This window comes from Corynebacterium sp. HMSC055G02 (assembly GCF_001809065.1).
Taxonomy (GTDB): domain Bacteria; phylum Actinomycetota; class Actinomycetes; order Mycobacteriales; family Mycobacteriaceae; genus Corynebacterium; species Corynebacterium jeikeium_D.
In genome coordinates this window covers 17,364-31,952 of sequence record NZ_KV795635.1, presented here as the reverse complement: position 1 = coordinate 31,952, position 14,589 = coordinate 17,364, and the positions used below count along the sequence as shown (strand labels likewise).

At 58.1% G+C, this 14,589-nt stretch carries 11 protein-coding genes; 2 read left to right on the top strand and 9 right to left on the bottom strand.

What is annotated here, in order from left to right; all coding sequences use genetic code 11:
* Positions 1-107: 107 nt before the first annotated feature.
* Entirely contained in the window at positions 108-1,289 is a 1,182-nt protein-coding gene (locus HMPREF2547_RS01705) for a phosphotransferase family protein (protein WP_016422694.1), read from the bottom strand.
* A gap of 147 nt (positions 1,290-1,436) precedes the next feature.
* Positions 1,437-3,266 carry an aspartate--tRNA ligase gene (gene aspS, locus HMPREF2547_RS01700; protein ID WP_016422693.1) on the bottom strand — a complete coding sequence of 610 codons (1,830 nt, stop codon included), beginning with the start codon at positions 3,264-3,266 and terminating at the stop codon, positions 1,437-1,439.
* 271 nt (positions 3,267-3,537) lie between these two features.
* Here aspS and HMPREF2547_RS01695 point away from each other — a divergent pair, with 271 nt between their 5' ends.
* On the top strand, positions 3,538-4,425 hold the full coding sequence (locus HMPREF2547_RS01695) for a KPN_02809 family neutral zinc metallopeptidase (RefSeq protein ID WP_016422692.1): 888 nt from the start codon (positions 3,538-3,540) through the stop codon (positions 4,423-4,425).
* 27 nt (positions 4,426-4,452) lie between these two features.
* Here HMPREF2547_RS01695 and hisS read toward each other — a convergent pair whose 3' ends face one another.
* Positions 4,453-5,736 carry a histidine--tRNA ligase gene (gene hisS, locus HMPREF2547_RS01690; protein WP_016422691.1) on the bottom strand — a complete coding sequence of 428 codons (1,284 nt, stop codon included), beginning with the start codon at positions 5,734-5,736 and terminating at the stop codon, positions 4,453-4,455.
* 43 nt (positions 5,737-5,779) lie between these two features.
* Entirely contained in the window at positions 5,780-6,451 is a 672-nt protein-coding gene (locus tag HMPREF2547_RS01685; RefSeq protein WP_070604538.1) for an MBL fold metallo-hydrolase, read from the bottom strand.
* A 292-nt stretch (positions 6,452-6,743) separates the two neighbouring features.
* On the opposite strand from HMPREF2547_RS01685, the gene HMPREF2547_RS01680 reads away from it, so the two are divergent.
* Positions 6,744-7,583 (top strand): peptidylprolyl isomerase, encoded by an 840-nt coding sequence (locus tag HMPREF2547_RS01680; protein WP_049190815.1) that lies wholly within the window; start codon positions 6,744-6,746, stop codon positions 7,581-7,583.
* 121 nt (positions 7,584-7,704) lie between these two features.
* Here HMPREF2547_RS01680 and HMPREF2547_RS01675 read toward each other — a convergent pair whose 3' ends face one another.
* The 5 genes from HMPREF2547_RS01675 to yajC all read right to left on the bottom strand — a co-directional run bounded on the left by HMPREF2547_RS01675 (position 7,705) and on the right by yajC (position 14,546).
* Positions 7,705-9,966 (bottom strand): RelA/SpoT family protein, encoded by a 2,262-nt coding sequence (locus HMPREF2547_RS01675; RefSeq protein WP_016422688.1) that lies wholly within the window; start codon positions 9,964-9,966, stop codon positions 7,705-7,707.
* A 7-nt stretch (positions 9,967-9,973) separates the two neighbouring features.
* Positions 9,974-10,510: an adenine phosphoribosyltransferase gene (locus HMPREF2547_RS01670; protein WP_016422687.1), complete on the bottom strand. Its 537-nt coding sequence runs from the start codon at positions 10,508-10,510 to the stop codon at positions 9,974-9,976.
* Between the two features lie 110 nt (positions 10,511-10,620).
* Complete coding sequence (gene secF / locus HMPREF2547_RS01665) at positions 10,621-11,838, bottom strand: protein translocase subunit SecF (protein WP_070567154.1); 1,218 nt, start codon at positions 11,836-11,838, stop codon at positions 10,621-10,623.
* 6 nt (positions 11,839-11,844) lie between these two features.
* A complete protein-coding gene (gene secD / locus HMPREF2547_RS01660) occupies positions 11,845-13,770 on the bottom strand; it encodes a protein translocase subunit SecD (RefSeq protein WP_049190792.1) in 1,926 nt (641 codons plus the stop codon).
* Between the two features lie 311 nt (positions 13,771-14,081).
* On the bottom strand, positions 14,082-14,546 hold the full coding sequence (gene yajC / locus HMPREF2547_RS01655) for a preprotein translocase subunit YajC (protein ID WP_049190818.1): 465 nt from the start codon (positions 14,544-14,546) through the stop codon (positions 14,082-14,084).
* Positions 14,547-14,589: the final 43 nt, after the last annotated feature.

Here is a 14,589-nt window from a genome sequence, read left to right as displayed (position 1 = left end):
CCGCTGTAGGTCCGGCGACCGAAGGCTCGTCGAAAAGCCCTGGAGCGTCATCGGCGGAGCCGTTTGCACCGCCTGACGGCAGCTTATTCGGATCCGCCACGTGTGCCCTAGCCTTCCTCTTGCTCTAAGAAATCGATGACTGCATGCGCGAACTGTTCCAGCTCGTCGGCACGATCGTCCTCACACTTATGGGCGAACTGTGCAATCGCGCGAGCCGTGTTAGCCATGTCGCGCCGCTCCAGTGCTGAGCCGCCAACTTCCGGCTTCAGGTCCGTGCGTCCTTCATGCCCCACCCACAGCGCTTGTTTTGGAGAACCGAAGAAGGAAACCGTTGCGGAGATGAAAAACCAACCGAGCAACGCCGCAGCGATGAACGCCATCAAACGGCGGTCGCTCGTGCCGCGATACCAATGGTCACGAATCTCTTCCATCCAGGCACGGACAAACACGTCGACCTCTGCCTCCGATGGACGCTCCACGAAAACGTGCAGCGGGAAGCCTGCGACGACGCTGGCCACGTCGAAGATGACATCGCGGTAACCAGCCCACTCATAGTCGAGGAACTGGACCTTATCCGCCAGCAGAATGTTGTCCGGGGCGAGGTCAAACGGAGTAAACGCCCTATGCGTGCCCTTCTCAATTCGACGAGCAGCATCCTCACCGAAAGAGCGCACAGCGTCGGGAACAGGAATGCCGGACCCCTCGACAGCTCGCATACCAAAGCGAATCCCCGACACAATGCCGTGGTCACGCGCCTCGAGAGCCTCGCGATCGACCTTGTTCTTCACCCACATACGACGACGCAGGGTCTCAAATCCCTCTTCACGAGTATGCGTGTGAATATGCATCCGACCCAGCGAAGCGCCGAGGCTGCGGAATGCGCGCAATCGTCGCTCTTCATCGCCACGAAAGAGTACGTCCGCAAGAGTGTCCACGACACCGACGTCGCTGAGAACCAATAGCTGCTTTGAAACATCGTAAGCAAGAAGCTGAGGCCCCGGGCGGACGTCGTCAGGCAGTGTATTGATGAACTGGTACGCCACGACTTCCCGTAAAACGGCGGGATCGACGCCTTCAGTCGTCGTAGGAATTTGCTTTACGACGACCGTGCGTTCCTGCATAAAGGGATTTGTGGCGACCCGTACGCGGACAACAAGAGCGTTTGACTGACCTGTAAGTACTTCTGGATCCGACAACACTGGAGTGCCGCCGAATCGTGCGGAAAGCAGTGTCTCTGCATCTTTAACTACGCTGTCAACTTCTGCTGCAGCGTCGTCCGAGTACTCCATTGAATGCCCTTTCAATGAGCCAGTTTCAGTCAGGCGATACGGATGTTGCGTTGTGGCCAGTAACGCCTTGGTTAGGAGGAATTGGCGCCACTCGCGCTGTTCACGCTGGAGTGACAGATCACATTCCTCGCAATGTGATTTCTTTGTTTACTTGCTGTCGCCTGCGTCGGCTGCTGCCTTAACGCCGTCTGCCTTCTGCTTTGGCTTCGGCTTGAAGTCGATACCGGTCTCCTTGCGCTGCTGAGCGGTAATCGGAGTCGGGGCGTCAGTCAACGGATCAACGCCGCCACCGGACTTCGGGAAGGCGATAACTTCGCGAATCGAGTCAACGCCGGCCAGCAGGGAAACGATACGGTCCCAACCGAATGCGATACCACCGTGCGGCGGAGCGCCGTACTGGAAGGCATCCAGCAGGAAGCCGAACTGCTCCTGTGCCTCTTCTTCGCCGATGCCCATAACATCGAAGACGCGCTTCTGGACATCTGGGCGGTGAATACGAATGGAGCCGCCACCAATTTCGTTACCGTTGCAGACGATGTCGTAGGCGTAAGCCAGTGCGTTGCCAGGATCCTTGTCGAAGGTATCCATGTGCTCTGGCTTCGGCGAGGTGAAGGCGTGGTGCACAGCAGTCCACTGCGAGTGGCCCAGGGCAACGTCACCGGAAGCGGTAGCGTCGGCAGCCGGCTCGAACAACGGTGCGTCGACGACCCAGGTGAATGCCCAGTCGCCTTCCTTGATAAGGCCGAGCTTCTTGGCAATCTCTCCACGAGCAGCACCCAGCAGTGCACGGGAGCTCTTAGCGTCACCTGCAGCGAAGAAGATGCAGTCACCCGGCTTCGCGCCTACGTGCGCCGCGATGCCTTCACGCTCTGCGTCAGTAATGTTCTTGGCAACCGGGCCGCCCAGAGTGCCGTCCTCCCCAACAAGGATGTAGGCCAAGCCCTTTGCGCCGCGCTGGCGGGCCCAATCCTGCCAAGCGTCGAGCTGACGACGAGGCTGCGATGCGCCACCGTCCATAACAACTGCACCGACGTAATCGTTCTGGAAGACACGGAAAGTGGTGTCCTTGAAGAACTCGGTGCACTCCACCAGCGGAATGTCGAAGCGCAGGTCCGGCTTGTCAGAACCGTACTTCTCCATGGCCTCCTTGAAGGTCATGCGTGGAATCGGGGTCTGAACAGTGACACCGGCCTCGGCGAAGATAGCAACCAGAATCTCTTCTGCCAGCGCAATGACATCGTCCTGCTCGGCGAAGCTCATCTCAACGTCGAGCTGAGTGAACTCCGGCTGGCGGTCAGCGCGGAAGTCCTCATCTCGGTAGCAGCGGGCGATCTGGTAGTAGCGCTCCATGCCAGCGACCATAAGCAGCTGCTTGAACAACTGAGGGGACTGCGGCAGTGCGTAGAAAGTGCCCGGCTTCAAACGAGCCGGCACCACGAAGTCACGAGCACCTTCCGGCGTAGAGCGAGTCAACGTCGGGGTCTCGATTTCGGTGAAGTCGTGGCTGTCCAGCACCTTACGGGCTGCGCGGTTGACAGCCGCACGGAGACGCATAATCTTGGCCGGGCCTTCACGGCGTAGGTCTAGGTAGCGGTACTTCAGGCGGGCTTCCTCGCCGACAGTGCCAGAAGTTCCAACATCCTCGAGCTGGAACGGCAATGCCGCCGACTCGTTGAGGATGGTCAGCTCCGTAACATTGACCTCAATTTCACCCGATGCCAGGTTCGGGTTTTCGGAGCCCTCCGGGCGCTTCTCAACGACACCGGTGACCTGAATGCAGTATTCGCTGCGCAGGTGGTGTGCACGCTCAGCAACTTCGCTGTTGCGGAACACAACCTGGGCGTAACCGGAGCGGTCACGCATGTCGATGAAGATCACGCCACCATGGTCACGGCGGCGTCCTACCCAACCGGTCAGGGTTACTGTGCTGCCGGCGAGGTCAGCGCGGAGGTCTCCGGCAAGATGCGTACGAAGCACTGCGAATTGGTCCTTCCAAAATTGGTGCTATAGGGATTAACGCTGTGGATAGCGGTTTCGTCCGTGTAGTCTACCTTGAAGCCAGAAAGGTGAGAAGAAGACCCCGGCTATTTTGCTTATTACCGGTCATCGCCTTGGGCCTACCTCGGGCTTCATGTACTCACTTAGACAAAGTTCTCCGTAGATCCTGACGTTGATTTACATGCGGATACTATGACGCAGCGCTATTCAATGGCCCGTTTTCCGCACCTTATGCAATAGTCTTACTCCTATGACCTTCCGGAATGACTTCCAAAAGAGCTCGGCTCGTGCCGAGCGACGCTCGGGTGGTGGCCGCGCTATCGCCGTAGGCGGTGGCGGTATCGGCGGCCTTGTCCTCATCGGCCTGTACTTACTTCTCGGCGGCGACCCGGGACAATTGGGACAGCTGACAGGTGCCCAGAACAACCAGTCCTCGCAGACTGCACAGCAGTCCCCTGGCGAGGATCCATGCAAGACCGGCGAAGATGCCAACAGCCGCATCGATTGCCGGATGGAATTCACCGGTATTTCGGTCGACCGAGTCTGGGAAGAACAACTCCCCGCACAGGCCGGCATCGAGTACACGAACCCAGGCTTAGTCCTCTTTGAAGGCTCCACTCAGTCGGGCTGCGGCGCAGCGTCCTCGTCCACCGGCCCGTTCTACTGCCCCGCCGATCAAACGGCCTACTTCGACACGGAGTTCTTTAGCACCCTGGAGCGCATGGGCGGAGGCAACGGACCGCTCGCACAGGAATACGTCGTGGCCCACGAATTCGCCCACCATATCCAAAGGTTGGAGGGCACACTCGGCCGCAGTAACTACAACGAACCGGGCCCCGATTCCGACGCTGTAAAGATCGAGCTGCAGGCCGACTGCTACGCGGGTATCTGGGCTCATTACGCGGACAAGGGGCCGGACGCAATCCTCGAACCGCTTTCCGACGAGCAAGTTGCCGATGCCCTCAAAACTACGAAGGCCATTGGCGATGACACCATCCAGCAGCATTCCGGCGGTGGTGTTCAACCGGACTCCTGGACCCACGGCTCGGCCGAGCAGCGTACGAAGGCATTCCTCACCGGCTACAAGTCAGGAAAGATGTCTCAGTGCGACACTCTCGAGCGCGGCGTCTACAGCTAGACTCCGCACTCAACAAATGCGCGTTTCCTAGATGCGCGACTGCAACTCCTGAACCAGTGCATCTAGGGCGACTGCGTGCTGCTCGTGGGACTCAAGGTTCTTCAGCTGAACCTCGCCCGCGGCCAATTCAGACTCGCCGAGGACCAACGCAAATCGGGCTCCAGCGCGATCGGCACCCTTCATCGCGCCCTTCAGACCGCGGCCGCCGTAGGACATATCTGCGCGGATACCCGCTTGGCGCAGCTTATTGATCTGCACCGCCATAGCGTGAGCGGCTTCTTCACCGAGCGCAACACCATACACATCGACGCGTCGACCATCGCTGGCCTGCTTGCCCTCTGCTTCCAGTGCGAGCAGCGCGCGATCCACACCCAAACCAAAGCCAATTCCAGACAGCTCTTGGCCGCCTAGCTGCGCCATCAGCCCGTCGTAGCGACCACCGCCACCGATACCCGACTGAGCACCAAGGCCGTCGTGAACAAACTCGAAGCACGTCTTGGTGTAGTAGTCCAGTCCGCGCACCATTCGAGGATTGATGACATAGGGCACCTTCATGTCATCCAACAGTCCAGTCACAGCTTCAAAGTGACCGCGAGCGCTGTCAGAAAGGTGGTCCAGCATCAGCGGCGCGTCGGCAAGCATTTCCTGCATTTCCGGTCGCTTATCGTCGAGAACGCGCAGCGGGTTGATGTTTGCACGGTGGCGCGTTTCCTCATCCAGAGGCAGGTCAAACAAGAACTCCTGCAGCTTAGCGCGATATTCAGGGCGGCAGGTGTTGTCGCCAAGGCTTGTCAGTTCAAGGCGGAAGCCTTCGAGCCCGATACCGCGGAAGCATGCGTCGGCAAGCGCGATGACTTCAGCGTCCAGCGCAGGATCATCGACGCCGATTGCCTCTACGCCCACCTGCTGCAACTGACGGTAACGGCCTGCCTGCGGGCGTTCATAGCGGAAGAATGGCCCCGCGTAGGAAAGCTTGACCGGCAACTGACCGCGGTCCAAATTGTGCTCAATGACCGCGCGCATCACGCCCGCGGTACCCTCCGGGCGCAGGGTGACCGAACGGTCGCCGCGGTCGGCGAACGTGTACATCTCCTTGGTGACGACGTCCGTCGATTCACCTACGCCACGTGCAAAAAGCCCGGTTTCCTCGAAAATTGGCAGCTCAATGTGCTCATAGCCCGCAAGTCGTGCGCGGTGCTGGAATGAGTTTCGCACCGCCTCGAATTCGCGGGAGACCGGCGGGACGTAATCCGGCACGCCCTTGGGCGCGGAGAATGGCTTCAACTTCTTTGGCTTCTGGCTAGAGTTCACCCCGCTAACTCTACCTGCCAACTCTCACGACGTGTCAGCCAGGCTAGGTGAGGTTTTGCAGGAACGGGTTGGTCGCGCGCTCCTCGCCTATCGACGATGCGGAGCCATGGCCCGGAAGAATCATGAGGTCATCCGCCAGCGGGAGGACCTTATCCTTCAACGACTGCTGCATGTGCTCCGGACTACTGCCCGGCAAATCTACGCGACCGATAGCCCCCTTAAAGAGGACGTCCCCGCTGAAGACAATCTCATCTTCCCCATCGGAAGCGCGCAGCATCACGCATCCCGGAGAGTGACCCGGAGCGTGAATGACTTCGAAATTCAACCCTGCCCACTTTACTTCGTCGCCATCCTCGAAGAAATCGGCTTCCGTATAAGCCTGCATAGAATCGATGTCAAAGAGGTGTCCGAAAGAAGAACCGCCGAGCTTCGGATTGGCCAGCAACACATTGTCGCTTTCGTGAATGAAGACGGGGATATCCCAGAAGTCGGAGGCCTCCACGACATCGCGGACATGGTCGATATGACCATGGGTCAGCAGAATTGCTTCCGGCTTCCAATCTCGCTTCTCAACCTCGCCGCGTACTACCTCGAACGCCCCCATGCCCGGGTCAACAATGACGCATGGGGTGGACAGGCCGTCCATTTCCGGAGCGCCTGTTGCCACGTAGCAGTTGGTTTGAAAAGGGCCGGCTGCAAAACCAAATATCTCCATGGCGCTCCATTGTAACGATTGTGTACAGCCCCCGGCAGGCTATTTGCGCCTTCCAACAACGGGAAGAGAGCACCTTTCCCCTTGCTCGTTGGCCTGTCATCTCGCAAATGGGAAGCAATCCCGGGCATAATGGTCGATTGTGTACGCGACGGTGACCGACTGAGCTGTTACTTCAAATGCGGTCACTATCAATGGGCAAAATCGTCCGCTGGTGTTCCGTCACCAGCAATAGATGACTAACAGATACGGAGAAAGACTAGTGGCCAATAATGAGCAAAGGCGCAAAGATGCGATGCGGACGCTCGAGCGCGAACTTAAGCGCCGTGCACGTGCCGAGAAGCTGAAGCCACTGGGCGTTGTCGTAACTACCTTGGCTATCCTGCTCTTTATCGGTGGCGGCATCTACTTGCTGACCACGGCTGGCGGCGCTGACGACAATGAGGCCGCTGATGAATCCACGACTCCAGTCGAACCTGCAGCTCTGACAGCTACTCCTGTCAGCGGTGAAAAGGTTCCAATGAAGCGCTCTTCCCCACTTCCGGAAACCGTGACCTGTGACTACCCGGATGATGGCGAGGCATCGAAGGACATAGATAAGCCAGCTACCGACAACGTTCCCGCCACTGGCACTGTAACCATCACCCTGAAGACTAACCAGGGCGACATTCCGATGGAGCTGGACCGCGCTATTTCACCTTGCGGCGTCAATGCAATTGAGCACATGGCCAAGTCCGACTACTTCAATGACACTGTGTGCCACCGTATTACCGGTGGTGGCCTGAACGTTCTGCAGTGTGGCGACCCGACTGGTACCGGTACCGGCGGCCCGGGCTTCAAGTTCGCTGGCGAATGGCCGGTCAAGGATTCTGGTCTGGATCAGAATACCCCGTTGGTGTACCCGAAGGGCTCTATCGCCATGGCAAACCCGAGCGACCCAGATGCCAACGGCAGCCAGTTCTTCCTCAACTGGGCAGATTCTCAGCTGCCTCCGCAGTACACCGTGCTTGGCTCCATGACTGACGAGGGCACCAAGACGGTTGCGGACATTGCGAAGAACGGTATCGAGGGCGGCGGTACCTCTGACGGTAAGCCAGCTAAGGAAGTCCGTATTGAGAAGGCGGAAGTCAAGTAGCTGACTCAACTGACTGATTCAGAAATTAATCAAAAACAGGGCCAAGGTGTTTCACCTTGGCCCTGTTTTAATACCTACGCGGCCTCATCCTTTTTCACATATCGATGGGCTGCTAAACCGCCTACTGACCAGAAGTAATGCGGTAGACATCGAAGACTCCCTCGACACCGCGCAGAATGTTGAAGATATAGCCCATCTGCTTAGTGTCCGAAACCTCGAAGCTAAAACGCATTACGGCAACGCGGTCATCGGAGGTATGGGAGGACGTCGACAGGATTGAGACCTTCTGATCGGAGAAGACGCGAGTAATCTCCGAGAGCAGTCCATGACGGTCAAGTGCTTCGATTTGCACCGTAACCATGAAGACCGCACCGGAGGAATCTGTTGCCCAGGAGACCTCGATAATGCGCTCCGGCTCCTGGTGCAGCTTCTCCGCATTAGTGCAGTCCGTACGGTGCACACTGACCCCACCGCCGCGGGTGACGAAGCCAAAGATGGCATCGCCCGGCACAGGCGTACAGCATTTGGCAAGCTTAGCGGCCATATCCGCGCTGCCTTCTACCAACACACCCGTGCTGTCAGCGCGGCGCGGAGTGTTGTGCACGTTCATCTTTGAAATTGGCGTGCGGGAGACCAACTGCTCTTCGGCATCGTCCGCGCTCGAGAACTGCGCCATCAGCCGGTGAGTCACATGCTGCGCTGAGACCTGCCCCTTACCGATAGCGGTATAGAGCGCATCGACATCCGCATAGTGCAGCTCGGAGGCAATCTGCTTGATGGACGCCGGAGTGAACAGGCGGTGCATCGGCAGACCGCCGCGCTGTACCTCTGCAGCCAGTGCGTCACGGCCGGCATCGAGTGCCTCCTCGCGGCGCTCTTTGGCAAACCACTGACGGATCTTTGCCCGCGCACGTGGAGTTTTAACAAACTTCTCCCAGTCCTTAGACGGACCGGAATCGGCATCCTTGGACGTGAAAATCTCGACGCGGTCGCCAGTTTTTAGCGGTGATTCCAACGCCACTAGCTTGCCGTTGACTTTGGCACCAATACATCGGTGACCTACTTCAGTATGGACCGCGTAGGCAAAGTCGACCGGCGTGGAGTCCGCAGGCAATGTGATGACATCGCCCTTAGGTGTGAACGCAAAAATTTCAGTGACTGAGAGGTCATAGCGCAGGGAGTCCAGGAACTCGTTAGGATCTGCGGCCTCCCGCTGCCAATCCAGCAGCTGACGCATCCACGCCATCTGATCGACTTCGGCGGAATCTCCCTTGTGAGAGCCCTTGGTTTCCTTGTAGCGCCAGTGTGCGGCAATGCCGTACTCAGCGTTGTAGTGCATCTCATGGGTGCGAATCTGCACTTCTAGCGGGGAGCCACCTGGACCGATGACCGTTGTGTGCAACGACTGGTAAACCCCGAAACGCGGCGCGGAAATATAGTCCTTGAATCGCCCCGGCATAGGTTTGAACAGCGAGTGGACGGCACCCATCGCGGCATAGCAATCCTTGGTCGTGTCCACCAGAACTCGAAGTCCGACCAGGTCAAAAATCTCGTCGAACTCATGGCCGCGGACAATCATCTTCTGATAAATCGACCAGTAGTGCTTCGGCCTGCCCTGTACCTCAGCAGCAATGTGAGACTCCTTCAGATCCTTCTGAATCATCTCGGAGACTTCCTGGATGTACCGGTCCCGCTGCGGCGCTCGATCTGCGACCAAACGCACAATCTCGTCGTACTTCTTCGGGTACAAAATGGCGAAGGAGAGATCTTCCAACTCCCACTTCACGCTGGCCATTCCCAAACGATGCGCCAGCGGTGCAATCACCTCGAGGGTCTCACGGGCCTTCTTAGCCTGCTTTTCCGGCGGCAGGAAGCGCATTGTGCGCATGTTATGCAGCCGGTCAGCCACCTTGATAACCAGCACGCGCGGGTCCTGGCTCATGGCGATAATCATCTTTCGCACGGTCTCTGCCTCGGCGGCGGAGCCCAACGCGACCTTATCCAATTTGGTCACACCGTCGACCAGTCGTGCGACTTCTGGGCCGAAGTCCCGCTCCAGGTCCTCCAGCGTGTAATCGGTATCTTCGACCGTGTCATGTAGCAGCGCTGCCACCAGCGTGGTGGTATCCATGCCGATCTCGGCGGCAATAGTGGCGACTGCAAGCGGGTGAGTGATGTATGGCTCGCCGGATTTCCGGTACACGCCGTCGTGAAGGCGCTCGGCGGTATCGTAGGCACGCTGAAGCACAGCCAAATCTGCGCGCGGATGCACCTGTCGATGCACCGCGACAAGGGGATCTAGCACCGGGCGGATTTTCGTTCTGTTGCCGGTAAGGCTTCGCGCTAGGCGGGCACCATAACGGCGTGCGGGCCCTTCAGCCATGACTCATTCACCCCTTATTAACCACGTACAAAGGCAGATCAGCAAGCTTCTCCCGAGCTCCCAGGCCTTCAACCTCCAGCACGGTGCACAGCCCGGTTACCTCGACACCAGCGGTCTCCAGCAGGGCGCGAGCTGCACACAGGGTGCCACCAGTTGCCAACACATCGTCGACAAGTACGGCCTTCTTGCCCTTCAGCTCAAACCCACTAGCCGGAATCTCAAGCGCGGCCGTACCATATTCCAGTTCATAGGTCTCGGTCAGCACAGGCGGTGGTAGCTTACCCTTCTTACGAATAGCGAGCACTCCCAGTCCAAGCTTGTACGCCACCGCAGAACCCAGCAGGAATCCACGCGCATCTAGGCTGCCTATAACATCAGCCCCGAACTCTTCCACCTTGGCGGAAATCTCGTCCACAATCAGGGCGAACGTCGTGGCGTCGGCAAGCGCCGGCGTCAGGTCCTCGAAGAGTACGCCCTCAACTGGAAAATCGGGCACGAACCGAATCTGATCGGCTAATGCCTCACGCGCGTGTGCATACGACACAGGTTTAAGCTCCTTTTCGGCGAAAAGAAAAAGTGCGGGTACCTGTCAACGATACCCGCACAATGCGCTTTTAAAGTAGTTTCACCCGAACCACTGGGAGGCGCTACCTCCTACTGCCCCGGACGCCAGGACAGCGGCTTGTCTTCATCGCCCTCAAGCTTCGGAGTCGTCACCGTTCGTTTCGGCGTCGACTGCTCCATCTCGCTTGCCGACGGCTCCTTCGAGCCCGAGTCCTCCGCAACATCAGTGGTGGCGGAATCGGTGCCCGAACCGGCTCCCTCAGATGCCTTTGCGCGGGCAGACAGTACCGCCTCTTCATGCTTGCGGTATTCACGCTGCCGCGACTTAAGAGACACCAACAGCGACGAAGCCAGGAAGATCGAAGAGAACGTACCTTGAATAATGCCGATGAGCTGAACGAGTGCAAGGTCCTTCAGCGTTCCGACCCCTAGCATGCCCACGGCGATGACCATCAGTGCCAGGATTGGCAGGAGCGTCGACACCGTGGTGTTGATAGAACGCATGATGGTTTGGTTGACCGCCAGGTTCACCAACTCGGCGTAACTTCTACGGGTCGATGAACGATAGCCTGCCGTGTTCTCGTCGACCTTGTCGAAAACCACGACGGTGTCGTACAGGGAGAACGACAGCACTGTCAGCAAGCCGATAATGGTTGCCGGGGTGACGTCAAGACCAATGAGCGCGTAGATGCCCATAATCACGATTGCATCCACAACCAGGGCGAGAATTGCGGCAATGGCCATGTCGCGCTCGAAGTGAATGGTGATGTAGATGAACACCAGACCCAGGAACACCACTGCAGCCAGCAGCATTCGGTTGGTAATCGAAGAGCCCCACGACTCCGACACGGTCGAGTCACCAATGGCATCCGGGGTCTGCTGCCCCTGTACATCGACGGGCTTGAATGCATCATTCAACGCGATACGAGCACTATTAATCTCGTCCTGAGTCAGCTTCTCAGAGGTGATCTCCAGGATTCGGCCCTCACCAGAACCGATAATTTGCACCAGCTCCGGCTTCACGCCGGTCGCCTCAGTGAAAACCTCCTCGGCCTGCTCAGTTGTCACTGAGGCCGGCGGCATAGTCATCTTGGTACCGCCCTCGAAGTCGATACCGAAGCTGAACCCGCGAATCAGCATCGCTGCGAAAGCAACAACGATGATGGCGACGGCAATCTGGTACCAGCGCTTCCGCTTGCCGACGATGTTGATTCCACCCTCGCCGGTGTAGAGGCGGCGGAAGAAGGAGTCGTCTTTCACGCTTTCTGGCTCAGTGATTAGCGCCGGATTCGTCTGAGTAGTATTCATGGATTCCTACTTCCCCTCATTCGCGCTGGAGTGAGCTGCACCGGTGTCGGCAGCCGTACTGGCGGAGGCATCGGAGGCTCCGGCCTTCTTACCGGCAGCTACAGTCTTATTCCTCTGTGCAATCTCCATGACCGAGCCGAAGCCGTTCATCGACGGCTTGGACAAAGCTGGCCACTTACGAGTAGCCAGGATGACCAACGGCGCAGTCACGAGGAAAGCCGTCACAATGTCGAATGCTGTGGAGAGACCAAGTGTGAATGCGAAACCGCGGACATCGCCAACGGCCAGGATGTAAAGAACCACAGCCGCAATGATGGACACAAAGTTACCCGAAAGGATGGTGCGCCGTGCTCGTCGCCAAGCGTGCGGAACCGCGGAGCGGAAAGTTCTACCCGCGCGGATTTCGTCCTTAATGCGTTCGAAGAAGACGATGAAGGAGTCAGCCGTTACACCGATGGAGATGATGATACCGGCGATGCCAGCGAGATCGAGCGAGTAGCCAATCCAACGACCAAGAAGGACAAGGACGCCGTAGACCATCGCTCCAGCTGCTGCCAGCGAAACCAGCGAAATCACGCCCAGGCCGCGGTAGAGAGCAATCGCGTAGACGACAATCAGGGCGATACCGATAATGCCGGCAAGCAGACCGGCTTCCAAGGAAGCCGAACCAAGCATGGCCGGGATAGTCGTGGTGGTGCCGCCCGGCTCGCCGTCCTCACCTGCGAACGACAGCGGCAGTGCACCATAACGCAGGTTATTGGCCAGCCCCTGTGCCTCGTCGATTGAGAAGTCGCCCGTGATGCGGGTGGCAGAACCAACTGGGGTTGCCTCCTGAATCACCGGGGCGGAAATGACCTTCGAGTCCAACACGATAGCGACCTGCCGCTGCAGGTAGTCATTGGTCAACTTGGTCCATGTGCGAGCGCCGGTGTCATTCTTCCCGGACTTGAAGCTAAAGGAGACCTGAATCTGACCAGACTGCTGATCGTAACCACCGTTAATCGGCGCATTGGTATCAATAGCGTCGCCGGACAGACGCTGGCCCTTGGCCTCGTCCTCCTGCCCAATCAACAGCGGAGCCTTGCCCAGGAAGATGGCTTTACCGCCTTCGGGCGCACAGGTCACCAGCGGCTTGGCCGGGTCATCGGCACCCTGTAGCGGATCAACTGCATCGCGGTTATCGCAGGTCATCAGCGCAGCGGCTGCAAACTGTGTCGTTGGGTCTTCGGACTGGCGAGTCGCCAACAGCACGTCACGAACCTTCGTACGCAGCTCGGCCGCTTCAATTGAGTTCGCCGGCTTTGCCGGAGCTGTTGCGTCCAACTTCGGGGCCTCGCCCAGCGACTTGGACAGCTCCTCGGGAACCGGCTGATCTGGGTTCTGTTCCTTGAAGGCATCAATTGCACGCTTCTGCGTTTCGTTCATGTCCTTGTAGAGGTCATCAACACGCTTGGCGGCGTCCTCCTTCGACAGGACACCGACTGACACCCAATCTTCAGCAGTCTTCTTAACTACCTCGCCAAAGGCAGCTTCATCAGGGCCCTGGGTGGGCTGTTCTACCGGACGGAAGAAGAGCTGCGAAGTCTGGCCGAGCGTACGCGCCTCCTGTGAGTCTTCACCCGGCACGGTAATGACCAGCGTGTCACCGTCGGTGACAACTTGAGCGCCGCTGACGCCCATGCCGTTTACGCGGTTCTCCAGAATCTTGCGAGCCTGGTCCAGCTGATCGCGCGTCGGCTTTTCGCCCTGCGGCACCAAGGTTACTCGGGTACCACCCTGCAAGTCGATGCCCAACTTTGGCTTGGCTGATCCGCCGCCGGTGAAAAAGACGAGTGCGTACGTAAGGATGAGGAAGCCAACAAACAGTGCCAACAGCCACTGCGGCCAGTTCCTCTTGAATGTATTCGCACCGGATCTGGATTTGCTGTTCAAAGCAAAGTCTCCTGAATCGTGACGTTTAGGTACTTAAGCGCTTCGGGTAGAAACGCAGGTCTATAACCGCACCGCGAAATCGCGCGATACCAGGAAGAGGCATTGCGGGCGTCGCTAAGCAAAGCTATAAACACCAACCGCTAGAGAATAACCGATTTAGCGTAGTGCGCCGGTTTTGACTTGTACCTATTTAGTGAAAATCTTGCCCACGCTTGCCGACGGCGAAACCTGGGACGCGCCCGCTAACCCCACGGCGCACGCTACAGCTTGGATGCATGCAAACCAGCAGGGCGTGGGCGTGCAAAAAACTGCTACTGCTTTTCGGTGGAAGTGGAACCGTCTGTACCCGTGTTATCCGAGTTACTCGGAGTATTCGGGTTCTCGACCTGCTCATTGATGTCCGAAGCGGCATTGTCATCCGGACCGTGGCCGGTGATTTCTTGGACATCGCCGACGTGGTCATCTGGCGCATCGGAAACACGGCCACGTCGATCACGGTGAGCGTAGCTAGCTCCGGTACCGGTGGTGAGGTTGCGGGCAATGGCGCCCTTTTCCCAACGGGTCACGATGCCGTCAGCGATAATCAGGTCGACGGTTGTTTCGGTCGTATCAACGACCACACCATGCATACCGGAACCGGTGATGACCTCTGCGCCCGGGGCCAACTTATCCTGCATGTCCCGAATGGTGCGCACCTGCTTGTTCTGCTTGATGATCTGCCAAATTGGCAGCGCCAGGAACAAGAAAATAAGTAGGAGGAGAATAGTTTGATCCATGTCTGCCGAGTTTAACGAATTGCCAGCTAGCAATTCCACACTG

Excerpts from the sequence above, each read along its gene's own strand:
- HMPREF2547_RS01695 (WP_016422692.1), top strand. The coding sequence starts at position 3,538 with ATGACCTTCCGGAATGACTTCCAAAAGAGCTCGGCTCGTGCCGAGCGA.
- HMPREF2547_RS01685 (WP_070604538.1), bottom strand. The coding sequence starts at position 6,451 with ATGGAGATATTTGGTTTTGCAGCCGGCCCTTTTCAAACCAACTGCTAC.
- yajC (WP_049190818.1), bottom strand. The coding sequence starts at position 14,546 with ATGGATCAAACTATTCTCCTCCTACTTATTTTCTTGTTCCTGGCGCTG.
- HMPREF2547_RS01680 (WP_049190815.1), top strand. The coding sequence starts at position 6,744 with ATGCGGACGCTCGAGCGCGAACTTAAGCGCCGTGCACGTGCCGAGAAG.
- secF (WP_070567154.1), bottom strand. The coding sequence starts at position 11,838 with ATGAATACTACTCAGACGAATCCGGCGCTAATCACTGAGCCAGAAAGC.
- HMPREF2547_RS01675 (WP_016422688.1), bottom strand. The coding sequence starts at position 9,966 with ATGGCTGAAGGGCCCGCACGCCGTTATGGTGCCCGCCTAGCGCGAAGC.
- HMPREF2547_RS01705 (WP_016422694.1), bottom strand. The coding sequence starts at position 1,289 with ATGGAGTACTCGGACGACGCTGCAGCAGAAGTTGACAGCGTAGTTAAA.